Genomic DNA, 23,679 nt, shown 5'->3' on the forward strand with positions numbered 1-23,679 from the left:
TGTCTCCCGTAAGTGAGTCGATCCGTTCAGGTCCTCTCCGACCTTCATACCCTTGGCGTATGCCTCCCCGATATAAGTTGCAATTGCGAACTTAGTTGCGACGATTGCGTTGTACGCATCATCACGCGAGCCGGTCTCGCGCCGGATCGGGGATTTCGGCATATCTTTGCGACAATTGGCGTGCAGGATGGTGATGAAAGCGAGGCATCCGATGTCCGAAGCCGCCATCGCCTTGAATCGGTTCGGCCTGGGAGCTCGACCGGGCGAGGCTATACCCGCCCGGCCCAAAGCCTGGTTGGTCGATCAGTTCGCCTCCTACCAGCCGCGCCCGGCGGCACTCGCGGAGGCGCCGACGAGCGCCGCGGTTGCCGCCGATCTCGCCGAGTATCAGGATCAACGCCGTGCGATGCGACAGCAGGGAATTGCGGCTCCTGATCCGACAGCGGCCCCAGCGATGGCGGGTGGCGCGGCGAAGCCCGCCGATGCCGGCGCGGACGATGCGATGAAGCAAGCGCGCCGATTTGCGCGGCGCGAGGCGCGGGACGATTATGGCGCGCTGGTCGGCGCGCGGACGATCGCCGCGCTGACCGGCCCGGCGCCGTTCGTCGAACGGATGGTGCATTTCTGGGCGAACCATTTCGCGGTCTCCGCCGACAAGCTGACCGTCGTCGGGCTCGCCGGGACGCTGGAGATGGAGGCGATCCGGCCGCATGTGCTGGGCCATTTCGCGGATATGCTGAACGCGGTCGAGCGGCATCCCGCGATGCTGCTCTATCTCGACCAGGCGGTGTCGGTCGGCCCCGACAGCCCGCTCGGCCAGCGCGTGACGCAGCGCGCGGCGCAGAACGGCATGACGCGCAAGGTCGGCCTCAACGAAAATCTCGCGCGCGAGATATTGGAGCTCCATACGCTCGGCGTCCGCACCGGGTACACCCAGGCTGACGTCACCGAATTCGCGCGCGCGATGACCGGCTGGACCGTCGCGGGGATCGGTCGTGGTCCGGGCGCGCGCGCAGCGGGCACCGCGGGCGGCCAGCCCGGCGACTTCGTCTTTGCACCCGCGATTCACGAACCCGGCGCGCGGACGATCATGGGCCGGACCTACCCCGCCGGGGGAGAGGCGCAGGCGCAGGCGGTACTGACCGACGTAGCGATCCACCCCGCGACGGCGACGCATATCGCGACCAAGCTGACGCGGCATTTCGCGGGCGACACCCCCCCGCCCGCAATGGTCGATCGGATCAGCGCAGCGTTCCTGGCATCGAAGGGCGATCTGCCCACCATCTATCGCGCGATCATCGAGTCGCCCGAGGCATGGGTCGAGACCCCGGTGAAGTTCAAGAACCCATGGGAATGGACGATATCATCGCTCCGCGCACTTGGTACTACGCAGGTCAAGCCGCTGGTCATGGTTGGGCTGATGAATCAGCTCGGCCAGCCGGTGTGGAAGCCGGGGCAACCGGTGGGCTATGACGACATCGCCGGGAGTTGGGCAGGCCCCGATGCGCTGTTGCGCCGGGTGGAAGCCGCCGAACGCTTTGCGACCCGCGCGGAAGGGACGATCGACGCGCGTACGCTGGCGCCGCAGCTGTTTCCCGCCTCGGTGTCGGCGGCGACCGCGCAATCGCTTGCGCGCGCCGAAAGCCCTGGGCAGGCGCTCGCGTTGCTGCTCGTCGCGCCCGAAATGATGCGGAGATAAGCCATGGACCGTCGTTCCTTCATCGCGCGCGCGGGCGCGGTCGGCCTGCTCGGCAGCTTCGCGCCGCGGATGGCGTTCGCCAGGGCCGCGACGCCCAAGCGATTCGTGTTCGTCATCCAGCGCGGCGCGGCGGACGGGCTCGGCATCGTCGCCGCGATCGGCGACCCGATGTTTGCGGGCGCACGCGGCGATCTTGCCGCGGATCTCGCCGCGGGGACGAAGCTCGACGCGATGTTCGCGCTCCATCCGGCGATGGCGACGGGCGCGGCGCTCTACGGGCAGGGTCAGGCATTGTTCGCGCACGCGATCGCTTCACCGTATCGCGATCGGTCGCATTTCGATGGGCAGAATGTGCTCGAGACGGGGGGCGCGGGGCCGTATCAGGTTCGCGACGGCTGGTTGAACCGGTTGCTCGGGGTCGTCCCGACCGACGATGCCAAGGCGATTGCGGTCGCCGCGACGATACCGATGGCGCTGCGCGGACGCCATGATGTCGCCAGCTATGCGCCGAGCGCGCTGCCCGCGGCGTCCGACGATCTGCTCGCGCGGGTGACGCAGCTGTATCAAGGCGACGCGCAACTCCATGCGCTCTGGGGCGAGGCGACCGCGACGCGCGCGCTGGCCGGAGACCTGACGCAGGACGATGGCCGCAACGCCGCGGCGACCGGCGCGCTCGCGGCACGGCTGCTCGCCCCCGACAACGGCGCGCGGATCGCGATGATCGAGACCGGGGGCTGGGATACGCATGCCGGCCAGCGCGGGCGGCTCGCGGCGCAGCTGAAGGGGCTCGACGCGATGATCGGCGCGCTCCGGACGGGGCTGGGGCCGCTATGGAGCGACACGCTGGTCCTCGTCGCGACCGAATTCGGGCGGACGGTCGCGGTCAACGGCACCGGCGGCACCGATCACGGCCAGGCCTCCGCCGCGATGCTGTTCGGGGGCGGGGTCAGGGGCGGCCGCGTACTTGCCGACTGGCCGGGGCTCAAGACCGCCGATCTCTACGAAGGCCGCGACCTCAAGCCGACGACCCAGCTCGACGCGTTCATCGCGGGCGCGGTCGCCGACCATTTCGCGATCGACCCCGCGCGCGCGATGGCGGCGTTGTTTCCCGCGAGCGCGAAGGTGGCGGCAATCGGAGGGTTGGTGCGAGTTTAGGGGTGGTCTGCTATTGGTGTGAGCTATTGGTGTGAGCAGTCCGACTGCTTTTGCGCCAGGTAGTGATAAGCCGCCGTTCAGAGCGTCGCCCAGTGGTCAGGGCTGAACATACTCCTCCAGTTCAAGTGCGCGTCTGCGAGTCAGGTCCAGCATGCAATAAGCGCCCCAGATGAAATGGATACTTCCTTGTTCTAGCTCGTAGAATTCGCACGAGGCGGCACGATACTTCAACCATGCGTCTTGCGCGCGCTTGAGAGCATCGCGCTGCCGTCCCTTGGTATGATCTAGCGCGATTGGGTAAGCCGCAATTACCCTCCTCTTCCAAGATTCCGCGTGTTCAGAATAGCAGGACGACAACGCGGCGGTGCCATACTTGTCATTGCACCCCTCAGTGGTGTCCTGGGGAGGTCCCGCAATCGCGGCTTGAATGGCCATAATAAAGATGACGGCAGGCATGTCAGTTGTTCGAGATTTTGCGTTTCGCCGGTGAACAATGGCAGCTTCTGGGTAGGCCTGTCGAGTGAATGAAGGGGTAATATTGGGCGAAACTAGCCAATCCCCGCGTCCTGCCAAAAAAGCCCTGTCCTACACACGAACGATCCGCCACATCATCATCGATGACGACCCCAACCGCCCACGACTCGCCCGATTCCGCGGCGTCTCTTCCCGCCTTCACGCCCGTCGCGTCGCTTAAACCCCGGCATGACGGGTGGACCGAGGATCGCCAGCGCCAGTTCCTCGCCGCGCTCGCGCTATACGGGTGCGTTGCCAAGGCGGCGCGCGCCGTAGGCATGAGCGCCGCGTCGGCCTATGCGCTGCGCAAGCGCGCCGGGGCCGACAGCTTCGCGGCGGCGTGGGACGAGGCGATCGATCAGGGGCGGGAGCGCGCGTTCGAGATCGCGGTCGATCGCGCGGTCAACGGCATCTCCGTGCCGCGCTTCTATCGCGGGCGATTCGTCGGCACCACGCACCGCTTCGATCACCGCACGATCATGGCCGCGCTATTGCCGCCCAAGGCGCCACCCGTCGCCAGTCCCTCGGCGAAACTGGACGAATGAATCGCCTTCAGCGAAACTTCGTCAACTTTCGCGCCGGTGCGTGATCGGCGCGAATGGTATTCAACCGCGCCCGCCTTCGCTAAGCGACACCGTATGACGCTCTACACCCGCTACACCCGGCTGATCGACGCCGCACTCGACGACCTCATCCTTGCGGGCACGCTGCCCGCCGGGCTCGATCGCCGCAACGTCACCGTCGAGCCGCCGCGCGACGTGAGCCATGGCGACTTGTCGACCAACGCCGCGATGGTCCTCGCCAAGCCCGCGGGCACGAACCCGCGCGCGCTCGCCGACGGGCTCGCCGCACGACTGCGCACGATCGAGGGGGTCGCCGACGTCGCCGTGGCGGGGCCGGGATTCATCAACCTGCGGCTCACCGACGATACCTGGCGCGACGAGATTGCCGCGATCGGTGCGGCGGGCGACGATTACGGGCGATCGACGATCGGCGACGGCATCAGCGTCAATATCGAATATGTCTCGGCGAACCCGACCGGGCCGATGCACATGGGGCATTGCCGCGGCGCGGTGGTCGGCGACGCGCTCGCCAGCCTGCTCGAATTCGCGGGGCACCGCGTGATCCGCGAATATTATGTCAACGACGCGGGCGGGCAGGTCGATACGCTCGCGCGCTCGGTCCACCTGCGGTATCGCGAGGCGCTGGGCGAGGATGTCGGGACGGTCCCCGAGGGGCTGTATCCCGGCGAGTATCTTATCGCCGTCGCGCAGCAGCTTGCGGGCGAACTCGGCGGTAAATTCTCCGGTGCGCCCGAGGCGGAATGGCTGCCACTGTTCCGCAGCCGCGCGGTCGCGGCGATGCTCGTGATGATTCGCGCGGATCTGGCGCTGCTCGGCATCCATCACGATCTGTTTTCCTCCGAGGCCGAGCTTCAGGCGGCGGGGAAGCCCGCGGCGGCGGAGGCCGAATTGCGCAGCCGCGACCTCGTTTATGACGGCGTACTCGAGGCGCCGAAGGGCGAGACGCCCGACGATTGGGAACCGGTCGAGCTGCCGCTGTTCCGCTCGACGCGGTTCGGCGACGACCAGGATCGCCCGATCAGGAAATCGAACGGCCAATGGACCTATTTCGGCGCCGATCTCGCGTACCATTACCAGAAGGCGCAAAGTGCGGATCAACTGATCGACATCTGGGGTGCCGATCACGCCGGGACGGTGAAGCGGATCGTCGCCGCGGTGGCCGCGCTGACCGACGGCAAGACCCGGTTCGACGTCAAGCTGGTCCAGATGGTGCGGCTGCTGCGCGACGGCGAGCCGGTCAAGATGTCCAAGCGTTCCGGTAACTTCGTGACGCTGGCTGATGTTGTAAATGAAGTCGGCAAGGACGTCGTGCGGTTCACGATGCTGACTCGCCGATCGGACGCGCAGATGGATTTCGACTTCGCCAAGGTGGTCGAGGCATCGAAGGACAACCCGGTGTTCTACGTCCAATATGCGCACGCGCGGATCAAATCGCTCCATCGTCGCGCCGCGGAAGCGGGGATCGCGCCGGGTAACCACGATCTGTCCCTGTTAGAGACGGACGAGCTCGCGCTGGTGAAGCTCGCGGCGCAATTCCCGCGCACCGTCGAAACCGCTGCGCTGGCACGGGAGCCGCATCGAATCGCGTTCTATCTCTATGACTTGGCGGCGGCTTTTCATGCGCAGTGGAATGTCGGAAACGAGCGTCCCGACCGGCGCTTCCTGGTCGTCGAGAACCCCGATGCGACGCGCGCGCGTCTCGCCTTGGCGGCGGCGATCGGACAGATTATTCAGAACGGTCTCGCCATCATGGGAGTGGTGGCGGTTTCGGAGATGACGTGATGGCCGACGAGATAGAACTAAGCGAGGACGATCGCCTGCCCTGGCTCGAGACCGTCGAACCCGACGAGACCGAAGGCGTCCCGGTTGGCCGCGTGCTAGCGTTCGTCATCGGCGGACTTGCGATCCTCGCCGTGATCATCTTCGCGGTGTACAAGCTCAACAACGAAAAAGGCCCCGATGGTCAGCTGATCGCGGCGCAGGAAGGCGACTATAAGGTCAAGCCCGACGATCCCGGCGGGTTGAAGGTCAAGGGCGAGGGCGACGCCGCGATCGCGACCAGCGCGGGCAAGAGCGGTAACGGATCGATCGACCTCGGCGCGATGGCCGAAAAGCCGGTGGACGGCAAGCGCGTCCAGCCGGGGGTGGGCGCAACCGGCAACGCGGGCCGCAATGCGGTCGCGCAGGTGCCGGCGTCGGGGGGCAGGCTGGTCGCCGAGGCTCCCGTCACCGTGAAGCGCGGCGACGTGCCCGGCGCGGCGGGGGGCGGCTCGCTCGTCCAGCTCGGCGCGTTCCCGAGCCAGGCGGCGGCCGACACCGCGTGGTCGAGCTTTTCGAAGCGCTTCGGCTATCTGGCGGCACTCGGCAAATCGATCGAGCCGGTCGCGACCGGCGGTCGCACGCTCTATCGCCTTCGCGTCAACGCGGGCAGTGCGAACCAGGCGGCGGATATCTGCGGGCGGTTGCGGGTCGCCGGGGAAACCTGCTTCGTCGCGAGTTGACCGAGCAACGTGATCGGGCGGTCGATCTGGCGGGCCGCTCGATTGCGGGGTAGATGGCGGGGATGAAACCCGTCATCTTCGGCCTGTCCGGCCCGTCGCTTACCCCCGACGAGCGCGCGTTCTTCCGCGACGCCGATCCGGTCGGCTATATATTGTTTAAGCGCAACGTCGAGACCCGCGCCCAGCTGCGCGCGTTGACCGACAGCCTGCGCGCCTTGTCGGGGCGCGACGACGTGCCGATCCTGATCGATCAGGAGGGCGGGCGCGTCGCGCGGATGGGGCCACCCGAATGGCCCGCGTTTCCCGCCGGCCCCGCGTTCGCCGCGCTCTATCAGGCTGCGCCGATGTCGGCGATCCAGGCAATGCGTGCGAACGGCGAGGCGCTGGGGCTGATGCTCGCCGAGGTCGGGGTGAACGTCGATTGCGCGCCGCTGCTAGACGTGACGCAGCCCGACACGACCGAGGCAATCACGATCCGTGCCTACGGGTCGGAGCCGATGCAGGTCGCCGCGCTCGGCCGGGCGATGCTGGAGGGGCTGGCGAATGCTGGCGTCGTCGGGGTGGTCAAGCATATGCCGGGGCATGGCCGCGCAATCGTCGACACGCACCACGCGCTGCCGACCGTGACGGCGAGCGAGGCGGAACTTGCGGTCGATCTCGAACCGTTCAGGACATTGAACCACGCCATGATGGGGATGACGTCGCACATCGTGTTCGACGCATGGGACCCCGAGTTGCCCGCCACGCTGTCGCCGATGGTGATCGGCGACGTGATCCGTCGCCGGATCGGGTTCGACGGTTTCCTGATGACCGACGACATCGACATGAAGGCGTTGTCGGGGACTGCGGCGGACAAGGCCGCGGGCGCGATCGCGGCAGGGTGCGATTGCGTGCTCGATTGCTGGGCGCGGATGGACGAAATGGTCGCGATCGCCGCGCGGCTCGACGACATCGCGCCGATTGCGCGCACGCGGCTCGACGCGGCGATGGCGAGCGTCGCGGGCAAGGCATCGTCCGCCGATTTCGCGGCGCTGGTCGCCAAGCGTGACGCCTTGCTGGTCCTCGCCTGACCGTTACTATGCCGGCATGGCCGACGATCCCGCCACGCTGACGCTCGACATCGATGGGTGGGAGGGGCCGCTCGACCTGCTGCTCGCGCTCGCGCGCTCGCAAAAGGTCGATCTGCGGCAGATTTCGATCCTGGAATTGGTTGAGCAATATCTCGGTTTCGTCGATTCGGCGGCGGCGCTGAAGCTCGAACTCGCCGCGGATTATCTCGTGATGGCGGCGTGGCTGGCGTATCTGAAATCCGCGCTGCTGCTGCCGCGCGATCCCGAGCAGGAGCCGAGTCCCGAGGAGATGGCACTGCGGCTTCAGCTGCGGCTCGAACGGCTGAACACGATGCGCGAGGCGGGCGCACGGTTGATGGCGCGTGACCGGCTGGGGCGCGACGTGTTCCGCCGCGATGCGCCCGCAGGGCTCCGGACGGTGCGCAAGGCGGTGTGGGGGGCCGAGATCTACGACCTGATCGCCGCCTATGGCCGGATCAGCGCCAGAACCCGCCCGATGATGCACATCGTCGCGGATCGCGAGGTGATGACGCTGGACGCGGCGCTCGAGCGCGTGTCGGCGATGATCGGCGCGACGATCGATTGGGCGGCGATCGACACGTTCCTGCCGTCAGGGTCGGCGCGGTGGCGGACGTCCGCGCTCGCGTCGTCGTTCCTCGCCGCGCTCGAACTCGCGAAACAGGGGCGGGTGGAGTTGCGCCAGCAGGCTCCGTTCGCGCCGCTGTACTTGAGAGCTGCGCCATGAATCGATCCGACGAAGAGCCCGATGACGTCGAACGCGCGGTGGAAGCGGTGCTGTTCGCCGCCGCCGAACCGCTGACGATCGACGCGATCCGGGCGCATGTCGGGGAAGGCGATATCCGCGCCGCGCTCGGCGGACTGGCCGCGCGCTACGCGGGGCGGGGAATCGAACTCGTCCGGCGCGGCGATCGCTGGCAGTTCCAGACCGCGGGGGATCTGGCGCATCTGCTGCGCCGCGACCGCGAGGAAGCGCGCAAGCTGAGCCGCGCGGGGACCGAGACGCTCGCGATCATCGCGTATCACGAACCGGTGACCCGCGCCGAGATCGAGGCGATCCGCGGGGTGCAAATTTCGAAGGGCACACTCGACGTGCTGATGGAGGCGGGGTGGGTACGCCCGGCGGGTCGGCGGGAGGTGCCGGGGCGCCCGCTGACCTATGCGACGACGCCCGGCTTCCTGGTTCATTTCGGGTTGGACAGTCGCCGCGACCTGCCCGGGATCGACGATCTGAGGGCGGCGGGGCTGCTCGATCCGGTCGATCTGGCGATGGGCGACGACGATGCGGGATTGGTGGTGGAAAATCCTACCGAGGATGCCTAGATAGTGTCAAATCCTTAGGAGACACATCATGGGCGGTTTCAGCCCAATTCATCTGCTCGTCCTTGCGGTGGTCGCGATTTTGCTGCTCGGCGGCGGGCGCTTCTCCAGCCTGATGGGCGATGTCGCCAAGGGCGTGAAGAATTTCAAGAAGGGCATGTCGGAAGAAGACGAGGCCGCGGCGCGCAAGCCATCGGCGCGGATCGAGGCGCAGAAGAGCGCCGATCCTGCGTTCGATCGCGACGGTAATCGCGTTCGCGACGACCAGCCCTGATTTTCGTTGCTCTCGACGCTGGTTAGGCGCTCATGTTCGATATCGCGCCGACCGAGCTCTTGCTGGTCGCCTTCGTGGCGCTGGTGGTGATCGGTCCCAAGGATCTGCCCAAGGCGATGCGGCTGGTCGGCTATTGGGTCGGCAAGGCACGCGGGGTCGCGCGCCAGTTCCGTTCGGGTTTCGATTCGATGGTGCGCGAAGCCGAGCTTGAGGAAATGGAGAAGAAGTGGGCATCGGAAAACGAACGGATCATGCGCGAACATCCCACGGATGATCCAGTCGCTCCCGATTCGATGGCGGTCGAACCCGGCGCCGAACCGGCGTTGCCGTTCGACGATCCGGCGCCGCCCGTGATGGTCGAACGGCCGGTGATCGAAGCCGCGCCGCAGGACAAGCCTGCGCCCGATCCCGACGGCGCGTCGTCATGAGCGACGAAAACGAGGTCGATACCAGCCGCGCGCCGTTGCTCGATCACCTGATCGAGCTGCGTCGCCGGTTGCTGTATTGCATCGCCGCGCTGGTCGTGACCTTCGCGATCGCGATGTATTTCGCCGAGGATATCTTTGCGTTTCTGGTCTATCCGCTGCTGATCGCGGGTCAGAAGACCGTCATCTACACGGAGATTTTCGAAGCATTCTTCGTCCAGGTCAAGGTCGCGTTCTTCGCCGCGATGATGCTGTCGTTTCCCGTCATCGCCAACCAGCTGTGGCAGTTCGTCGCGCCGGGGCTCTACAAAAAAGAAAAGCGCGCGTTGCTGCCGTTCCTGCTCGCGACTCCGGTGCTGTTCTTGGCCGGCGCGGCGATGGCGTACTTCGTCGCGGTCCCGATGGCGCTGCACTTCCTGCTCGGGTTCGATGGCGTGGTCGGGGGCGTGAAGCGCGAAGCACTGCCCGCGATCGGCAATTATCTGTCGTTCATCATGCAATTCCTGTTCGGGTTCGGACTGGCCTTTTTGCTTCCCGTCCTGCTGATGCTGCTCGAACGCGCTGGGGTGGTGACGCGAACACAGCTGATGTCGGCGCGACGCTACGCCATCGTTGCGGCTTTCGCGATCGCGGCGGTGCTGACACCCCCCGATATCGGGTCGCAGCTGCTGCTCGCGATCCCGCTGGTTGCGCTATACGAATTGGCGTTGATCGGGATATGGATCACCGAACGTCGCCGTGCCAAGGAACCCAAGACGGTCGCGGTCGACGAGTAACGCGGCGGCGGGACAGTGCGCGCGCCATCCATGCAAAGGCCCTCGCCAGCAGTGCCTGGCGGGGGCCTTTCCGTTTATACTATCGTTGTCGGTCTGGGTCCGATGAACACTGGATTACTTGGCGCCGTCGGCGGTTCTGGCGACCGTGTCGCCAGCGGACCCGACATCCTTGCCGATTCCTTCGATCGTGTTGCACGCCGAAATTAGCAGCGCGCCCGCGACGAGGGCCAATCCTAAAACTTTACGCATCGATCATCTCCGATCAGGGGCAGGGTGCCTGTATCACAAAATGATCGTGGCCCGCGTTTCGTTCCGCATTCGAGACGAATGAGGCCCGAACGTTAAAGGCCCGAAAGCACCACCGGGGGGGGAGGGTGGGTGCTTTCGGGCCTATGTCGTGGATCGCGATAGCGGGGGGCATAAGGTCGCGATCCGATAGTGATAACGTCGATCAAGGTCGACGGTTCCCGGGAGCGCGCAAAAAAAATGCGACATCGACATTTTTTCAGTCCCGGCCCACGACGGCGAAACTGATTTCATACGCGCCTACCATCGGATCGTGATGGAGCCGCGCGCGGAGCTGGCGCGAGAGTCCTTCGATGACCCTGCCATAGCGCGTCGCCAGAAGAGTATCGAGGGTGTCGCTGGCGACGAGCGAGCGTGACACGACGCGCAGGACGGCGCGCGCGTCGTCGTCGGTGTCGGGCTTGACCGCGACCCGGATCTGCGCCGCGGGGTCGCAGCTCATCGCGAGTTCGATCGTTTCGGTCACCAGAAACGCGATCGCCACGCCGACGTCCTGGGTGACGAGATAGGGGTCGATGTCGAGCGCGATGACGATCCGCCCGACGCTCTCCGCGGCGTTCGATCGGATGTTCGACGCGAGCTCGCTAATGACCGCGCGCAGGTTGAGTCCGCGGTTCTCCTCGAGCTCGGCAAAGTGATTGCGGTGGACGACCGCCAGCGCATCGACGCGCCGCTGGATCGACACATAGGCGTTGGTCGCATCGATGCTCGGTGCCCCGCGAGCGTGGAAGTTGATCAAGCTGGCGATGACCTGGAGGTTGTTCTTGACGCGATGATGGACCTCGCGTGTCAATTTCGTCTGGCGAATGACGCTTTGCGCGAGCCCTTCTTCATGCCGCGCGACGGTTTCGCTGATCGACCGGAAGGTATCGCCGAGTTCGCGAATCTCCTGGGCGGGGAGCGAGCGTAGCTGGCCGGGATCGATGATCTCCCCGGGGCGATAGGCTGCGACCTCGGCGCGCAGGCGGCGCAAGGGACGGATGAGCAATCGGTCGACGACGAACCAGCCGATCCCGGCCGCGGCCGCCCACATCATCAACGGCAGCAGCAGCGCGATGATCAGCGAATAGGTGATCGGCGCGCTGCGGATGCTCGTCTGCAGCTGCAAGGTGCCGAGGCCGATGCCGGTTTGCATCGTTTCCATCCGATCTAGCGGCTCGACGCCCGCGATCGCGGACAGCTCTAAAGTCGTCTCGCCCTCGACCAACGCGCTGGCGAACGGCAGGGCGCGGCTGGTCGGCGTGGCGAGCCGGACGATGAAGGCGCGGGGGAAGAAAACCCGGCCGCTCGTGCGACCGCTACGCCCGCGGACGGCGAGCAACAGACCCTGACCAGGAACGATGCGTGCGGCAATCGAGCCGGCGGTCGGCACGGCGGCGACGGCCGGCAGCGGACTGCCGCAGAGCAGGCGCCCGGTCGAACCGACGATCGCGAACCGGGTTCCCAACGGCGCCTGTTCGGCAAAGACGCCGCGCACCCGCGCGCAGCTTAGTGCGTCCGCGGGATCGACTGCCAGGGCGTTGACCGCCGAGCGCAGCGCCGTCGTATCCCCGACCAGTTCGATCGCGAGCGACCGCGCGCTTTCGTTCGTGGCAACCCGCAGCCGCGCGCGCGCCTCCGCATCGGCGACGCGATTGGTCTGCAGCGTGGCGATGATCGCGATCAGCGCCAACGGCAGCAGCGCGGCGCTCAGAATGAGGAAAAGTTTGGCACCCGTCGGCAGTCTCGACAGCGCGGATGACGGCGCCGCCGAAGCGCTGTCGCTGTCGGAGACTGGCGGCGGTGCGGATTCGACGGGAAGCGGCTCGGCAAAACCCCCATCGGGTCGTGCCGAGACGGACGGGTCAATCATGTGAAGATCAGACGAGCTTGTTTAGCAGATCGAGCATCTCATCGGGAACGGTCTCGTCCACCGTTCGCTGATAGGCGGATCGCAACGCCGACCCCATATCCCGATCCTTGCTCTGGACCCTGGCCGGAGATGCACGCTGTTCCGTCTGTTCGTCCTTATTGCCAGCCAATTCTAACTCGCCCCCTTAAGACCCAAACCATGGATCTGACACGCTCGACATCATGCACGCCGCCTGTCGACTTGACGCACGCGACTGCTCGATGAAACCAAAGCCGCGCTCGTTGGTTCCATGCCCGTGCGAAAAATCTTGCTCGGCTTGCGGTCGGGGGGATCGTTCGACAAACACCGTTGCAATAGCGCTGTCCGCCGCACAGATGGGGGCGCGCATATCTATATCAGGGAGTCACCAACGCTCATGTCGCTCGGACAGCAACTCGCACCGCACCTTCCCTTTTTGCGGCGCTACGCCCGGGCTCTGACCGGCAGCCAGCATCAAGGCGACAAATATGTTCGCGCCACGCTTGAGGCGATCGTCGCCGCGCCGGATGAATTCCCTGGTGAGGTCGATCCCCGCCTGGGGCTGTATCGGATGTTCCAAGGCATCTGGGCTTCCGCCAACATCGATGGCGCGGACGTAACTTCGGCCAGCGACATCGAGGGAAGCGAAGCAGTCGCGCGGGCGCGACTGGCGCGGATGGCACCGCTGTCGCGCCAGGCGCTGCTGCTGACCGCGATGGAGGGGTTCACCCCCGAGGACGCGGCGTATCTGATCGAAGTCGACACCAGCGATGTCGAGGCGCTGGTCGCCGACGCGCTTGCCGAGATCGACCAGCAGACCCGCGCGCGAGTGATGATCATCGAAGACGAGCCGATCATCGCGATGGACATCGAAACGATCGTGCGCGACCTGGGGCATGACGTGACCGGGGTAGCGGTCACCCGCGACGAGGCGGTGGCGCTGGCGATGGAGGATCGGCCCGGATTGGTGCTCGCGGATATCCAACTCGCCGACGACAGTTCGGGGATCGACGCGGTCAAGGATATCCTGGCCGAGTTCGACGTCCCCGTGATCTTCATCACCGCGTTCCCCGAGCGGCTGCTGACCGGCGAACGACCCGAGCCGACCTTCCTGATCACCAAGCCGTTCCAGCGCTCGACGGTGAAGGCGGCGATCAGCCAAGCGCTGTTCTTCGATCAGTCGACGGTGCCGGCGGCGGACTGAACACCGACCGCACCCGCGATTCGATGATGACGGACCCAAAACGACGTTCGAAGGTTGATATCCCATGGCTGATCGCGACGACCGAACCCACCTGTCCACCGACGCCGCGCGCGCCGGAGCAACCCCGCACATGACCCGGTATATCCTGGGGATTTCGATGGTGTTGATCATCGTGGTGTTCGCGTTCATCCTGCTCTGAGGTGGGTGGGAAATCGGCACTGTCCCGACGGTGGCAATTGGCGGGTGCCGATCCTATCTTGCGCTCCCAGCCGCCCTCTTCTTCGAACGGAATTGCATGACCAACCCCGCGCCGCGCGATGATCGAGAAGATGAGGCCGAGGGCAACCAGCCCGAGGTCGAGCACGTCGCGCTGTCGGACCCCGAGTTCAAGACGCAGCTGGCGCAGGTCATTCCGCATCTGCGCGCGTTCGGGCGATCGCTGTCGGGCAACCGCGATGTTGCCGACGATCTGGTTCAGGAAACGCTGCTGAAGGCATGGGCCGCGCGGCAGCGGTTTCAGGCCGGCACGAACATGCGCGCGTGGACCTTCATCATCCTGCGCAACCTGTACCTCAGCCAGATGCGCCGTGCGCGGTTCAAGGGCGAGTGGGACGATTTGGTCGCCGACAAGATTCTGGCAGCGCCCGCGAACCAGGATCGCCATGTCGAACTGGGCGACATGCAGCGCGCGTTGATGCACCTGCCGCAGCCCCAACGCGAAGCGCTGATCCTGGTCGGTGCGGGTGGGTTCGCGTACGAAGAGGCCGCAGAAATTTGTCAAGTCGCGGTGGGCACGATCAAGAGCCGGGTGGCGCGGGGACGCGTGGCGCTGGAGACCATTCTCACCGACAATTCATTGTCGGCCCGGCGCGATCATCCCACCGAAGCGGGCAAGTCGGCGCTCGATACGATCATGGGGGAAGTCGACGAACTTAGTCAGGGGCGGTAACTGCTACCGGTCATGGCGGACGTTTAGTGAAGAACCTGGTCGAGCTTACCGAGGAGCGACTGCATGTCGGCAGGAAGCGCGCTCGTCAAATAAACGCCCTTCAGCGCCTGACCGATCGCATCGGCCAGCCGCGGCGCCGGGACGACATAGTCTCCGCGTTGCGCGTGGTCGCTGAAGGAATACCGGTCACTCATGGGATTAAGAACGACCTGAATACCAAAATGTTGCACGAAATCGACGTGCAGGGAGTGGGTCGACCATGACCGCCGACCGCATGGCGGCTGAGACGATGAGCGAAGCGCTGGCTCGCGCCGCGGCCAATTCGCCGTTTCTGGCGAGTTTGATCGCGCGCGATCCACCGCTGGCGGCGCGGATCGCAGCGGGAGATATGCGGCGAGACGCGCGGCTTGACCCGGATATTCCCGTTGCGCGCCGCCTGCGCCTCGAACGCCGCGCGGTGGCACTGTCGGTCGCGATCGGCGATCTTGCCGGGGTGTTCGATCTGACCGAGGTGACGCATCGGCTGACCGATTTTGCGGATTATGCGCTGGATAGCGCGATCCGCGCCGCGATCGACGAACGCACCCCTGGTGCCGAGCCGCGAGGGTTTGCGGCCCTGGCGCTGGGCAAGCAGGGGAGTCGCGAGCTCAATTATTCGTCCGATATCGATCCGATCCTGATCTTCGACCCCGCGACCTTGCCGCGGCGCGCGCGCGAGGAGCCCGAAGAGGCGGCGGTGCGGATCGGGCGGCGGGTGGTCGACCTGCTGCAGACCCGCGATGGCGATGGATATGTGCTGCGGGTCGACCTCCGGCTCAGGCCCTCGCCCGAAATCACCCCGATCGTGCTGCCCATGGGCGCGGCGATCACCTATTATGAATCGCAGGCGCTGGCGTGGGAGCGGGCCGCGTTCATCCGCGCACGGGCGGCGGCGGGAGATCGCGCACTGGGGCAATCCTTCCTCGACGAGATCGCGCCGTTCGTTTGGCGGCGCGGGCTCGATTTCGGCGCGATCAAGGACATTCGCGCGATGTCGCACCGGATCCGCGACCATCACAGCGCGGGGCAACGGCTCGGGCCGGGCTACGACCTGAAGCGGGGACGCGGCGGCATTCGTGAGGCGGAGTTCTTCGCGCAAATCCACCAGTTGATCCACGGTGGCCGCGATCCGGTGCTGCGCGCGCCCGCGACCCGCGACGCGCTGGCGCGCTTGGCCGAGGCGGGCTGGATTGCACCCGGCGACGCGCGAACGTTGATCGATTCCTACACGCTGCTGCGGACGATAGAGCACCGCGTCCAGATGATCGACGATCGCCAGACCCATGCCTTGCCCGAGGGGAAGGCGCTGGATCGGGTGGCGCGCCTGCACGGTCTGGCCGACGACCGCGCGCTGATCGATCTGCTCGCACCGCATGTCGCGCAGGCGGGACGGATTTACGATGCGCTCGACGACGGCGCGCCGGAGGCATTTTCGCTGGCGTCCGAGGCGTTGGCGGCGGAACTCAGCGTGGCGGGGTTCGCCGATGGCGAGACCGCGGCGGGGCGAGTCGAACGGTGGCGGAGCGGGCGCTATCCGGCGCTGCGCAGCCCGGCGGCGCGTGACGCGTTGGAGGCCGTTCTGCCCGTTATCATGCCCGCGCTCGCCACCGCGCCCGATCCCGCGGCAGCGCTGCTGCGGCTCGACGCGATGCTCGAGCGGCTGTCGAGCGCGGTCAACATCTTCCGCCTGCTTGAGGCGCGCCCCGGCCTTGCTACCCAGCTCGCGGCGATTCTCAGCCATGCGGCACCGCTCGCGGACGCGTTGGGGCGGCGGCCCGCATTGCTCGACGGGTTGATCGACTCATCGGCGTTCGACGATGTCGGGACGGTTGCCGAGCTGGTCGCCGCGATGCGCGAGAATGGCGCGGTGGATTATCAGGGACAGCTCGATCAGGTTCGCCATATCGTCGGCGAACGACGGTTCGCGCTGGGGGCGCAGATCGTGGTCGGCGCGGCCGATCCGCTCGCGGTGTCGGCGGGGTATGCGCGCGTTGCCGAGGCCGCGATCGAGGTGATTGCCGCGGCGACGGTCGCCGATTTCGCGGAGCGCCACGGGCACGTGCCCGATAGCGAACTCGTCGTCGTCGCCTATGGGCGGCTCGGCGGCGCGGCGCTGACCCACGCGTCTGACCTCGACCTCGTCTATTTGTTCACGGGTGATTTTCGCGCCGAATCGGACGGCGCGAAGCCGCTCGGTGCGACGCTGTATTACAACCGCCTCGCGCAGCGGCTGACCGCGGCCTTGTCGGTGCCCACCGCGGCGGGGCCGCTCTACGAGATCGACACGCGCTTGCGACCGTCGGGCAATCAGGGACCGCTGGTCGTGTCGCTCGACTCGTTCGCGCAGTATCAGCGCACGGACGCCTGGAGCTGGGAGCATATGGCATTGACGCGCGCGCGCGGCGTGTTCGGATCGGCGGCGACGCGGGCGGGAGTGGCGGCGGTCATCGCCGACGTGCTCGCGACGTCGCATCCGGAGCGTGACATCGTCGCCGACGCCAGCGCGATGCGCATAGAAATGGCGACCCACAAGCCGCCGCGCGGCGCGTTCGACGCGAAGCTGTCGCAGGGCGGGCTCGTTGACCTCGAATTCACGGTTCATATCGCGCAACTGCTGCACCGCCGCGGGTTCGATCCCAATTTGGGTATCGCGATCGATGCTCTTGTCGGCGACGGGCTGCTGCCCGCGCCGCTGCGCCCCGCGCATGATCTGTTGACGCGCTTGCTGGTGACGACGCGGCTCGTTGCGCCCGAGGTCGATGAGCCATCGGCCGCGACCAAGGCGCTGATCGCTCGCGCGTTGGGGTTGGCCGATTGGGCGGCGGTGGTTGCGGCGTTTGCCGAGACCCGGCACGAGGTCGAACAAGCCTGGAGCGCGACCACCGGGCGCATGACGACGGAGCAAGACGATGGATGACTGCGAGATGATCCCCGAGGTAACTGTAATGCTAGCGGACGGGACGCCACTGGCGTTGACCGACTTGCCGCTTCCCGCGGTGATCTATTTTTATCCCAAAGACGATACGGCGGGCTGCACGCGCGAGGCGCAGGATTTTTCCGCGCTGAGTGATCAGTTTGCGGCGGCCGGGGTCAGCGTGCTCGGGGTTTCGAAGGACAGCCCCGCGAGCCACGCCAAGTTCGCGAAGAAGCACGATCTGTCCGTAGCGCTGGCGAGTGACGAGGACGGGTCGGCGTGCGCGGCGTTCGGCGCGTGGATCGAGAAATCGATGTACGGGCGCAAATATATGGGGATCGAACGATCGACCTTCCTGTTCGGCGCGGATGGCACGCTGGCGCAGGCATGGCGCAAGGTGCGTGTTCCCGGCCATGCCGCAGCGGTGCTCGACGCCGTCAAGGGTCTGTAGACCTACCCTGCCGGGGAAGCGGATCAACTTCCCAGCGTGATCTTCCCCTTCGAGCGATCCTGCCCGTCCTGGTTCAGGTCGAGCGCGAAGGGCTTGTGCTCGTCGGTGGTGCCGACCAACCCGTTGCCGCCTGGCTGGACCGAGAATCCGACCTTGTTCAACCGATCCTGGAACCATTGCTGGACCGCGGCAGCGTTGGCGGGGCTGGTGAACGACACCTCGACGGTGCCGCCCTCCTGCTGGCCTCCCCCTGCGACGTTGACGTTATCGATCGTCGAGCCGGGGTAGAGGTGAACCCCGTTCAGGTCGAAATTATTGGCGTCGAGCTGGATCTTGGGCAGTTTGATCTTGCCTGAAAAACCCGGAACGTCGAGCTTCACCTCGCCCGACTTGCCATCCACCGCACCGAGCACGTTACCGCTGTCGGCGTTGATCGAGATCGAGGTTCCCTCGTCGGGCCGGTTGCATCCCGCCAGGGGCAGCGCAAGCAGGGCGAGCAGTATCAGGCGGGGCATTGCGATCTCCGGTGTATTGGCGTGGTAAGTCGGTTAATCCCGATCCGCGTCGCGTTCAAGGCTGGGTGTGCAAGGCGGGGCGTTTTGGAGTGCCGCGTTTTCCATGGGTGACGCAGTGCAGCAAATGCCGCTACAGGCGATCGCGTCATGGATCAGCAGACCAGTATCGAGACCGCCGCGTCGGTCGCGGTCGACCCGCCCGGCGCGCCGATTGGCTTCGTCGAATTCGTCGCGCTTGTCGCGGCGCTGATGTCGCTGACCGCGCTTGGGATCGACTCGATGCTCCCCGCGCTCCCCGCGATGGGCGCGTCGCTTGGCGTGGCGACCGAGAATGATCGGCAGTTCATCATCACCGCCTTCCTGATCGGATTCGGCGTCGCGCAACTCATCCATGGGCCGCTGGCGGATCGCTATGGGCGGCGGACGGTACTGCTGTGGGCGTTGGCGGGGTATGTCGTGGCCAATGTGCTGTGTGCGGTGTCGGCGAGCTTCACGCTGTTGCTGGTCGCTCGGGTCGTCGGTGGCGCGATGATCGCGGCGTCGCGCGTCGCGACGGTCGCGCTGGTGAGGGATTGCTATCACGGGCGCGCGATGGCGCGGGTGATGTCGATCGCGTTCATGGTGTTTATGATCGTGCCCGTGCTGGCGCCGACGTTCGGGCAGACCGTGCTGTTGGTTGCGGATTGGCGGGGGATTTTCTGGACGGTCGCGGGCGTGACTGCACTCGTGTTCGTCTGGTTTTATTTCCGGATGCCCGAGACGTTGAGTCCCGACAATGTCCTACCGATTTCGTTCGCGCGGGTATCGCGCGGTTGGCGGATCGCGCTGACCGACCGCTTCTCGATCGGCTATACGCTGGCGACCGCGATGCTGATGGGCGCGCTGTATGGCTATCTCAATTCCGTCCAGCAGATCATGTTCGACACCTTCGAACGCCCCCGGTTGCTCGCGGTGATGTTCGCGGCGACCGCGTCGCTGATGGCGGTGGCGAACCTGACCAATTCGCGGATCGTGATGCGGCTTGGCACGCGGCTGATCAGCCATAGCGCGGTGTCGGTGCTGGTCCTGCTGAGCGCGATCCATCTCGCGATCGCCGCGCTGGGGGGCGAGCAGCTGCTGACCTTCGTCATTCTCCAGGCGCTGACGATGGCGTGTTTCGGGCTCGCGACGTCGAATTTCTCGTCGATGGCGATGGAGAATATGGGGCGGATCGCGGGGACCGCGTCGAGCGTCCAGGGGTTCCTGAGCGTCACGATCGGCGCGGGGCTCGGCGTCGTGATCGGCCAGGCGTTCGATGGGACCACGCGGCCGTTGGCGGCGGGGTTCCTGATCATGGGGGTCGCCTCGATCCTGTTCGTGCTCGCGACCGAACGCGGGCGGCTGTTCCGCCCCGGCTGACGGAACCCGGAAGCCCCGCCCGCCGTTCGCGCTGCACAACCAATGGAGACGATCATGGGTGGACATCAGGTACGCAGTCACGGTTCGGGCGACGATGGCTATGACGAGGACGGATTCGACGAAAGCCAGCGCGCCGAAATCCTGGAGGCCACCCGCAACGGGCCGAGCGACGGGACGGTGATGACCGACCTCAGCCCCGACCTCGGCGAAATGACCGACGACGAGGGCGACGATTCCGACGAGATCGAGATGGCATCGACCACGGTGGGCGAAACCGACCGCAGCGTGGGGATGATCGAGGACGATATCGACGAAGACGATGTTCAGGCCGAGTTCGACGACGGCAGCGTGGCGGACGATGAGCTCAATGACGCCGACGACGAGGCGCTCAAGCCGTAACCCGGCCGATAGCCGTTGTGCGGGTGGCGATGTAGGCCACCCCGTAAGGTACACAGATACCAGGCTTTCGTTCATCCTGCTGACAGGAACCGTGACCAGAAGGCCACGTCTTCTGTAATAATCGGAAAGTTTGCGCTGCGACGCAACAAACCGGAATCGTCATGGTTATAGGGGCTCGGTCCGAGCAACGGCGCGGTGCGCTGCGGGCCCCAACGTGATGAAAAGGTATCCACCACATGCGTAAATTTCTTGCCGTTGCCGCGTTTGCGGCGACGACGGCTGCCGTTTCGATTGCCGCCCCCGCCGCGGCGCAGGACATGAATGCCGATCAGTCGACCGGCGCCACTGCGCCCGACGGCACCAAGGCATTCGGCATCGACCCCTATGTCGCCGTGATGGGCGGATGGGAACAGTTCGACAGCGAGCGTAACCCGGCGGGCATCCCCCAGGGGTTCCGCAACAACAAGCTCAACGGCAGCCTGGTTCAGGGCATCGCCGGGGTGAATATTCCGCTCGGACCAGTGTTCGTCGGCGCCGAAGGCAACGTCGCCAAGGGCGTGTCGGGCGACATCGATTGGGAATATGGCGCCGCGGGCCGGTTCGGCTTCCGCGCGGGTGAGAGCGGCTTGTTCTACGGCAAGGTCGGTTATCAGTGGGTCAATTTCGACAAGCGCGCACCGACCAACCGCGACTATAACGACGTGACCTATGGCGTCGGCGCCGAATTCGGGCCGAAGGACATCGGGCTCGGCGGGCTGACCGGCAACGCCGGCTTCCGCATCCGCACCGAGGTGTCGACGTTCGGCGCGGCGCACAGCTTCCGCCCGATGGCGGGGATCGTGACGCACTTCTAAGCGCACGCGGCAATGCAAGAGGGGGCGGGGTGTGGCACTGGCCATGCCCCGCCCTTTTTGCGTCAGGCGAAGCCGTCGCGCCGCTCGCGTGGGGCGCAGCGGATCAGCCGCGAGGTAGCGACCGCGGCCTGGCGGTGGACGACCGCGGCGCGATACGCGTCGTCGGTGACCATCTCGAGAAACGCGGCGGCGGTGGGATAGCGCGCGACGAAGGCGGTGTGCCACACTTCGTCGGCGGGGCCGATCAGGACGAGTGCGGGATCGCCCGACCAGACCACGGTGCCGCCGATGCGCGCGAAGACCGGGCCGCTCGCCTTGCCGTAATGACGATAGGCCTCCGCGCCTGTCAGTTGCTCCGCGGCGCAGGCATGGTCGGCGGGATAGACGGCGGCATCGCGGAAGCGGACGAGGTTGAGCATCTCGATCGGCGTGTCGCGGGGGAGAGATTTGAACGCGTCGAATGCGGCGCGATCGGGGTCGATATGGGTGTGGGTCATCGTCGTGTCCTCGCCTGATCGGGATCGGAAGTTCACGGAAGGTCACGCCACGGCGCGATCTCGTTGACGATGATCCGCATCCGGGATGCCCACCACCGAGCCCCGGCGACTATCAAGCACAGGTTTTCCAACTTTTGAAGGGCCGGTGGCTCACCGTGCTTCGACAGGCTCAGCACGAACGGCGTAGTGTACGGTTGTAGCGCGCTAACTGCCGAAGTCGTTGAGGATCGACGCGACATCGGCGGCGTTGAAGGCGTCGCCATCGGCATCTTTCGGAGCGGGGGCCGCGCCGTTGGTGGCGGGCTTGGCGGTCGGGGCCGAATCGGCGACGTCGACCGCCATCCAGATGATCCCGGCGGCCCACAACAGCGCGCTCCAGCGGCTTCGGAACAGGCGGGCGGATGGCATCATCGTGCCGCTATGCGCGCCAAAGCGTTGCACGCGGGTTGCGGGAATTGGTTAAGGCGCTGGGGTTAAGCGGGCGGCGGTCAGTCGTCGTGGTGGCGGCGGCCATCGGGTTCGCGCGCGACGCCCTTGAACGGATCGGCGTCGGATTTGACATCCATGAAGCGCCCGGTGGCGCGGTCGCGCTTGGTCCAGTGACCATCGGGGCGCGCAACCTGGGTGCGGTCGTCGACCGATCCGATCCGATAGCCCTCGCCAGTGTTCTCCGCCATGTCGGCTCTCCTTCTCCCCCACCAACGCATGGGCGGCGAAAACGATTCACTTCGATCAAGATTGACGGTGCGAAGTTGACGACTTTGATACGGAATCGCGTGTTTGTCGGGGCCGATCGTTTCCATTTTCGTTATAATCCGCGCTGTGGACGTGAGGGCGGGCGTGGGTGATGGGCTGAGCATGGCGGCGGCTCGATCGATGCGGATGGAGCGGGGCAGGTTAGCCCTCGCGGGGCGTGTAGGACAGCGGTTGGGGCCGGTTTAGCGCGGTGTTAAGGCGGCGCAGGATCGCGCGATGGTTCACCCGCGCGATCTCGTCAGCCCGCCGTCGCGGTTTCGGTCCCGACGCCGATATCGGCGCGCGGGCTGGGGCGTTTCGGCCGGCGAGCTGCGGCTGGTCGTGCTGGCGGGGGTGGCGATCGGGCTGGCGGTGCCGGGGGCCGATTGGTGGCGCGGCGCGGCGCCGGTGAGCATCGTGAGCACCGCGGGGACCGCGGACGCGGCGGGCGTGGTCCGGTCGTTCGGCCAGTGCCACACCGGGGGCGGGATCGACTGCGTCGTCGATGGCGACACCTTCTGGATCGACGGCGAGAAGATCCGCGTCGCGGACATCGACGCCCCCGAGACGCACCCGTCGCGCTGCGCCGAAGAAGCGCGGCTGGGCAATGCCGCGACCGACCGGCTGCAGGCGCTGCTCAACGCGGGGCCGGTAACCCTGATGTCGGTCGACCGCGATACCGACCGCTATGGCCGCAAGCTGCGGGTGGTCGAGCGGGGTGGGGTGTCGCTGGGCGATATGCTGGTCAACGAAGGGCTGGCGCGGCCGTGGGAGGGGCGGCGACAGCCCTGGTGTTGAGGGTGCGTCCGTGGGCGTTATCCCTAACTGGGAATCCCAAATCGGTTCAATCAATCAGAAAACTAATTTAAGTCGGCGGATCATCACTGCGCTGTCGAGCGAGACCGCGGCAACGGCGCGGCTAGCCGTGCGCGTCGCGCCGTTCCCGATTCTGATCCGAACCGCCAACGGGACGGTTCCCGCGCAGACCGCGGTCGTCCCGACCGTGCGGGTCGGCAACGTTGTCACGCACGACCTGCCCGTCGTCGTCTCGCCCGCGTTCGGCGACATGAACGTGGTGGGGATGAATTTCCTGTCGCGGCTGAAGGGATGGCGGGTCGAGGACGGCGCGCTGATCCCGACGCCGCATCGTTCACAACGAGCTTCCCAAACCGGAGTTACCCGATGATCCTGCCTGCCCGGCTGGCCGCCGCGC

30 protein-coding genes are annotated in these 23,679 nt (G+C 66.3%); 22 read left to right on the forward strand and 8 right to left on the reverse strand.

All coding sequences use genetic code 11. The features are described from left to right. Positions 1–211: 211 nt before the first annotated feature. Positions 212–1,699 (forward strand): DUF1800 domain-containing protein, encoded by a 1,488-nt coding sequence (locus EAH84_RS06875; protein ID WP_194150368.1) that lies wholly within the window; start codon positions 212–214, stop codon positions 1,697–1,699. 3 nt (positions 1,700–1,702) lie between these two features. After that, positions 1,703–2,854, forward strand: a complete 1,152-nt coding sequence (locus tag EAH84_RS06880) for a DUF1501 domain-containing protein (protein ID WP_140869729.1) — start codon at positions 1,703–1,705, stop codon at positions 2,852–2,854. Positions 2,855–2,950: 96 nt separating this feature from the next. On the opposite strand, the gene EAH84_RS06885 is transcribed toward EAH84_RS06880, so the two are convergent. Then, a complete protein-coding gene (locus tag EAH84_RS06885; protein ID WP_140869732.1) occupies positions 2,951–3,310 on the reverse strand; it encodes a lysozyme inhibitor LprI family protein in 360 nt (119 codons plus the stop codon). Positions 3,311–3,471: 161 nt separating this feature from the next. Here EAH84_RS06885 and EAH84_RS06890 point away from each other — a divergent pair, with 161 nt between their 5' ends. The 9 genes from EAH84_RS06890 to tatC all read left to right on the forward strand — a co-directional run bounded on the left by EAH84_RS06890 (position 3,472) and on the right by tatC (position 10,335). After that, entirely contained in the window at positions 3,472–3,912 is a 441-nt protein-coding gene (locus tag EAH84_RS06890; protein WP_140869735.1) for a hypothetical protein, read from the forward strand. 93 nt (positions 3,913–4,005) lie between these two features. Next, positions 4,006–5,733, forward strand: a complete 1,728-nt coding sequence (gene argS / locus EAH84_RS06895) for an arginine--tRNA ligase (RefSeq protein WP_140869737.1) — start codon at positions 4,006–4,008, stop codon at positions 5,731–5,733. Next, positions 5,733–6,452, forward strand: a complete 720-nt coding sequence (locus EAH84_RS06900) for an SPOR domain-containing protein (protein ID WP_140869740.1) — start codon at positions 5,733–5,735, stop codon at positions 6,450–6,452. The genes argS and EAH84_RS06900 overlap by 1 nt, the downstream gene beginning before the upstream one ends. Positions 6,453–6,514: 62 nt before the next feature. Continuing rightward, the gene (locus EAH84_RS06905; RefSeq protein ID WP_140869743.1) at positions 6,515–7,522 is read left to right on the forward strand and encodes a glycoside hydrolase family 3 N-terminal domain-containing protein; all 1,008 of its coding nucleotides are present in this window, start codon (positions 6,515–6,517) and stop codon (positions 7,520–7,522) included. A gap of 16 nt (positions 7,523–7,538) precedes the next feature. Continuing rightward, positions 7,539–8,267 carry a segregation and condensation protein A gene (locus tag EAH84_RS06910; protein WP_140869746.1) on the forward strand — a complete coding sequence of 243 codons (729 nt, stop codon included), beginning with the start codon at positions 7,539–7,541 and terminating at the stop codon, positions 8,265–8,267. Then, positions 8,264–8,863 carry an SMC-Scp complex subunit ScpB gene (gene scpB / locus EAH84_RS06915; RefSeq protein ID WP_140869749.1) on the forward strand — a complete coding sequence of 200 codons (600 nt, stop codon included), beginning with the start codon at positions 8,264–8,266 and terminating at the stop codon, positions 8,861–8,863. The genes EAH84_RS06910 and scpB overlap by 4 nt, the downstream gene beginning before the upstream one ends. 28 nt (positions 8,864–8,891) lie before the next feature. After that, on the forward strand, positions 8,892–9,134 hold the full coding sequence (locus EAH84_RS06920) for a Sec-independent protein translocase subunit TatA (protein WP_140869751.1): 243 nt from the start codon (positions 8,892–8,894) through the stop codon (positions 9,132–9,134). 32 nt (positions 9,135–9,166) lie between these two features. Then, positions 9,167–9,562: a Sec-independent protein translocase protein TatB gene (gene tatB / locus EAH84_RS06925; RefSeq protein WP_140869754.1), complete on the forward strand. Its 396-nt coding sequence runs from the start codon at positions 9,167–9,169 to the stop codon at positions 9,560–9,562. After that, positions 9,559–10,335 carry a twin-arginine translocase subunit TatC gene (tatC, locus tag EAH84_RS06930; protein WP_140869757.1) on the forward strand — a complete coding sequence of 259 codons (777 nt, stop codon included), beginning with the start codon at positions 9,559–9,561 and terminating at the stop codon, positions 10,333–10,335. The genes tatB and tatC overlap by 4 nt, the downstream gene beginning before the upstream one ends. A gap of 114 nt (positions 10,336–10,449) precedes the next feature. On the opposite strand, the gene EAH84_RS06935 is transcribed toward tatC, so the two are convergent. The 3 genes from EAH84_RS06935 to EAH84_RS16160 form a co-directional block, all read right to left on the reverse strand. After that, positions 10,450–10,584 carry an entericidin EcnA/B family protein gene (locus tag EAH84_RS06935; RefSeq protein ID WP_140869759.1) on the reverse strand — a complete coding sequence of 45 codons (135 nt, stop codon included), beginning with the start codon at positions 10,582–10,584 and terminating at the stop codon, positions 10,450–10,452. Between the two features lie 256 nt (positions 10,585–10,840). Further along, entirely contained in the window at positions 10,841–12,493 is a 1,653-nt protein-coding gene (locus EAH84_RS06940; RefSeq protein WP_140869762.1) for a sensor histidine kinase, read from the reverse strand. Between the two features lie 7 nt (positions 12,494–12,500). Then, positions 12,501–12,590 (reverse strand): NepR family anti-sigma factor, encoded by a 90-nt coding sequence (locus tag EAH84_RS16160; RefSeq protein WP_194150369.1) that lies wholly within the window; start codon positions 12,588–12,590, stop codon positions 12,501–12,503. 318 nt (positions 12,591–12,908) lie between these two features. Between EAH84_RS16160 and EAH84_RS06945 the strand changes: the two genes are divergently transcribed. The 6 genes from EAH84_RS06945 to EAH84_RS06965 all read left to right on the forward strand — a co-directional run bounded on the left by EAH84_RS06945 (position 12,909) and on the right by EAH84_RS06965 (position 18,068). Then, positions 12,909–13,715 carry a response regulator gene (locus EAH84_RS06945; RefSeq protein WP_140869765.1) on the forward strand — a complete coding sequence of 269 codons (807 nt, stop codon included), beginning with the start codon at positions 12,909–12,911 and terminating at the stop codon, positions 13,713–13,715. Between the two features lie 64 nt (positions 13,716–13,779). After that, complete coding sequence (locus tag EAH84_RS16540) at positions 13,780–13,914, forward strand: hypothetical protein (protein ID WP_277753721.1); 135 nt, start codon at positions 13,780–13,782, stop codon at positions 13,912–13,914. A gap of 96 nt (positions 13,915–14,010) precedes the next feature. Beyond that, positions 14,011–14,664 carry a sigma-70 family RNA polymerase sigma factor gene (locus EAH84_RS06950; protein WP_140869768.1) on the forward strand — a complete coding sequence of 218 codons (654 nt, stop codon included), beginning with the start codon at positions 14,011–14,013 and terminating at the stop codon, positions 14,662–14,664. A gap of 26 nt (positions 14,665–14,690) precedes the next feature. Continuing rightward, positions 14,691–14,927, forward strand: coding sequence for a hypothetical protein (locus EAH84_RS16220; protein ID WP_140869771.1), 237 nt, complete (start codon positions 14,691–14,693; stop codon positions 14,925–14,927). Next, positions 14,924–17,620: a bifunctional [glutamine synthetase] adenylyltransferase/[glutamine synthetase]-adenylyl-L-tyrosine phosphorylase gene (locus EAH84_RS06960; protein ID WP_140869774.1), complete on the forward strand. Its 2,697-nt coding sequence runs from the start codon at positions 14,924–14,926 to the stop codon at positions 17,618–17,620. Before EAH84_RS16220 ends, EAH84_RS06960 begins: the two co-directional genes overlap by 4 nt. Continuing rightward, positions 17,613–18,068, forward strand: a complete 456-nt coding sequence (locus tag EAH84_RS06965; RefSeq protein ID WP_140869777.1) for a peroxiredoxin — start codon at positions 17,613–17,615, stop codon at positions 18,066–18,068. Before EAH84_RS06960 ends, EAH84_RS06965 begins: the two co-directional genes overlap by 8 nt. Positions 18,069–18,091: 23 nt before the next feature. Here the strand turns inward: EAH84_RS06965 and EAH84_RS06970 are convergent, their stop codons facing one another. Further along, positions 18,092–18,583 (reverse strand): hypothetical protein, encoded by a 492-nt coding sequence (locus tag EAH84_RS06970; protein WP_140869780.1) that lies wholly within the window; start codon positions 18,581–18,583, stop codon positions 18,092–18,094. Positions 18,584–18,730: 147 nt separating this feature from the next. Between EAH84_RS06970 and EAH84_RS06975 the strand changes: the two genes are divergently transcribed. The 3 genes from EAH84_RS06975 (at position 18,731) to EAH84_RS06985 (ending at position 21,234) form a co-directional block, all read left to right on the forward strand. After that, positions 18,731–19,981: a multidrug effflux MFS transporter gene (locus tag EAH84_RS06975; RefSeq protein ID WP_140869783.1), complete on the forward strand. Its 1,251-nt coding sequence runs from the start codon at positions 18,731–18,733 to the stop codon at positions 19,979–19,981. A 54-nt stretch (positions 19,982–20,035) separates the two neighbouring features. Further along, positions 20,036–20,380, forward strand: coding sequence for a DNA primase (locus tag EAH84_RS06980; RefSeq protein ID WP_140869786.1), 345 nt, complete (start codon positions 20,036–20,038; stop codon positions 20,378–20,380). 236 nt (positions 20,381–20,616) lie between these two features. Beyond that, a complete protein-coding gene (locus EAH84_RS06985; RefSeq protein ID WP_140869789.1) occupies positions 20,617–21,234 on the forward strand; it encodes an opacity protein in 618 nt (205 codons plus the stop codon). A gap of 62 nt (positions 21,235–21,296) precedes the next feature. Here EAH84_RS06985 and EAH84_RS06990 read toward each other — a convergent pair whose 3' ends face one another. The 3 genes from EAH84_RS06990 to EAH84_RS07000 all read right to left on the reverse strand — a co-directional run bounded on the left by EAH84_RS06990 (position 21,297) and on the right by EAH84_RS07000 (position 22,408). Continuing rightward, positions 21,297–21,731 (reverse strand): DUF1330 domain-containing protein, encoded by a 435-nt coding sequence (locus EAH84_RS06990; protein ID WP_140869792.1) that lies wholly within the window; start codon positions 21,729–21,731, stop codon positions 21,297–21,299. Positions 21,732–21,935: 204 nt separating this feature from the next. Continuing rightward, positions 21,936–22,139 (reverse strand): hypothetical protein, encoded by a 204-nt coding sequence (locus EAH84_RS06995; protein WP_241656496.1) that lies wholly within the window; start codon positions 22,137–22,139, stop codon positions 21,936–21,938. Between the two features lie 80 nt (positions 22,140–22,219). Beyond that, positions 22,220–22,408, reverse strand: a complete 189-nt coding sequence (locus tag EAH84_RS07000; RefSeq protein WP_140869798.1) for a hypothetical protein — start codon at positions 22,406–22,408, stop codon at positions 22,220–22,222. A gap of 295 nt (positions 22,409–22,703) precedes the next feature. On the opposite strand from EAH84_RS07000, the gene EAH84_RS07005 reads away from it, so the two are divergent. Beyond that, positions 22,704–23,264, forward strand: coding sequence for a thermonuclease family protein (locus EAH84_RS07005; RefSeq protein ID WP_140869800.1), 561 nt, complete (start codon positions 22,704–22,706; stop codon positions 23,262–23,264). A 10-nt stretch (positions 23,265–23,274) separates the two neighbouring features. Continuing rightward, on the forward strand, positions 23,275–23,652 hold the full coding sequence (locus EAH84_RS07010; RefSeq protein WP_241656497.1) for a retropepsin-like aspartic protease: 378 nt from the start codon (positions 23,275–23,277) through the stop codon (positions 23,650–23,652). Positions 23,653–23,679 lie beyond the last annotated feature (27 nt).

This window comes from Sphingomonas oligophenolica, from assembly GCF_006438955.1.
GTDB classification, from domain to species: domain Bacteria; phylum Pseudomonadota; class Alphaproteobacteria; order Sphingomonadales; family Sphingomonadaceae; genus Sphingomonas; species Sphingomonas oligophenolica_A.

Excerpts from the sequence above, each read along its gene's own strand:
- EAH84_RS16540 (WP_277753721.1), top strand. The coding sequence starts at position 13,780 with ATGGCTGATCGCGACGACCGAACCCACCTGTCCACCGACGCCGCGCGC.
- EAH84_RS06875 (WP_194150368.1), top strand. The coding sequence starts at position 212 with ATGTCCGAAGCCGCCATCGCCTTGAATCGGTTCGGCCTGGGAGCTCGA.
- EAH84_RS06985 (WP_140869789.1), top strand. The coding sequence starts at position 20,617 with ATGCGTAAATTTCTTGCCGTTGCCGCGTTTGCGGCGACGACGGCTGCC.
- EAH84_RS06965 (WP_140869777.1), top strand. The coding sequence starts at position 17,613 with ATGGATGACTGCGAGATGATCCCCGAGGTAACTGTAATGCTAGCGGAC.
- EAH84_RS16160 (WP_194150369.1), bottom strand. The coding sequence starts at position 12,590 with ATGGGGTCGGCGTTGCGATCCGCCTATCAGCGAACGGTGGACGAGACC.
- EAH84_RS06905 (WP_140869743.1), top strand. The coding sequence starts at position 6,515 with ATGAAACCCGTCATCTTCGGCCTGTCCGGCCCGTCGCTTACCCCCGAC.
- argS (WP_140869737.1), top strand. The coding sequence starts at position 4,006 with ATGACGCTCTACACCCGCTACACCCGGCTGATCGACGCCGCACTCGAC.
- tatB (WP_140869754.1), top strand. The coding sequence starts at position 9,167 with ATGTTCGATATCGCGCCGACCGAGCTCTTGCTGGTCGCCTTCGTGGCG.
- EAH84_RS07000 (WP_140869798.1), bottom strand. The coding sequence starts at position 22,408 with ATGGCGGAGAACACTGGCGAGGGCTATCGGATCGGATCGGTCGACGAC.
- EAH84_RS06960 (WP_140869774.1), top strand. The coding sequence starts at position 14,924 with ATGACCGCCGACCGCATGGCGGCTGAGACGATGAGCGAAGCGCTGGCT.
- EAH84_RS06935 (WP_140869759.1), bottom strand. The coding sequence starts at position 10,584 with ATGCGTAAAGTTTTAGGATTGGCCCTCGTCGCGGGCGCGCTGCTAATT.
- EAH84_RS06945 (WP_140869765.1), top strand. The coding sequence starts at position 12,909 with ATGTCGCTCGGACAGCAACTCGCACCGCACCTTCCCTTTTTGCGGCGC.
- EAH84_RS06890 (WP_140869735.1), top strand. The coding sequence starts at position 3,472 with ATGACGACCCCAACCGCCCACGACTCGCCCGATTCCGCGGCGTCTCTT.
- scpB (WP_140869749.1), top strand. The coding sequence starts at position 8,264 with ATGAATCGATCCGACGAAGAGCCCGATGACGTCGAACGCGCGGTGGAA.
- EAH84_RS06970 (WP_140869780.1), bottom strand. The coding sequence starts at position 18,583 with ATGCCCCGCCTGATACTGCTCGCCCTGCTTGCGCTGCCCCTGGCGGGA.
- EAH84_RS06975 (WP_140869783.1), top strand. The coding sequence starts at position 18,731 with ATGGATCAGCAGACCAGTATCGAGACCGCCGCGTCGGTCGCGGTCGAC.
- EAH84_RS06885 (WP_140869732.1), bottom strand. The coding sequence starts at position 3,310 with ATGCCTGCCGTCATCTTTATTATGGCCATTCAAGCCGCGATTGCGGGA.
- EAH84_RS07005 (WP_140869800.1), top strand. The coding sequence starts at position 22,704 with ATGGTTCACCCGCGCGATCTCGTCAGCCCGCCGTCGCGGTTTCGGTCC.
- EAH84_RS06980 (WP_140869786.1), top strand. The coding sequence starts at position 20,036 with ATGGGTGGACATCAGGTACGCAGTCACGGTTCGGGCGACGATGGCTAT.
- tatC (WP_140869757.1), top strand. The coding sequence starts at position 9,559 with ATGAGCGACGAAAACGAGGTCGATACCAGCCGCGCGCCGTTGCTCGAT.
- EAH84_RS06900 (WP_140869740.1), top strand. The coding sequence starts at position 5,733 with ATGGCCGACGAGATAGAACTAAGCGAGGACGATCGCCTGCCCTGGCTC.
- EAH84_RS06950 (WP_140869768.1), top strand. The coding sequence starts at position 14,011 with ATGACCAACCCCGCGCCGCGCGATGATCGAGAAGATGAGGCCGAGGGC.
- EAH84_RS06990 (WP_140869792.1), bottom strand. The coding sequence starts at position 21,731 with ATGACCCACACCCATATCGACCCCGATCGCGCCGCATTCGACGCGTTC.
- EAH84_RS06910 (WP_140869746.1), top strand. The coding sequence starts at position 7,539 with ATGGCCGACGATCCCGCCACGCTGACGCTCGACATCGATGGGTGGGAG.
- EAH84_RS06940 (WP_140869762.1), bottom strand. The coding sequence starts at position 12,493 with ATGATTGACCCGTCCGTCTCGGCACGACCCGATGGGGGTTTTGCCGAG.
- EAH84_RS06920 (WP_140869751.1), top strand. The coding sequence starts at position 8,892 with ATGGGCGGTTTCAGCCCAATTCATCTGCTCGTCCTTGCGGTGGTCGCG.
- EAH84_RS06880 (WP_140869729.1), top strand. The coding sequence starts at position 1,703 with ATGGACCGTCGTTCCTTCATCGCGCGCGCGGGCGCGGTCGGCCTGCTC.
- EAH84_RS06995 (WP_241656496.1), bottom strand. The coding sequence starts at position 22,139 with ATGCCATCCGCCCGCCTGTTCCGAAGCCGCTGGAGCGCGCTGTTGTGG.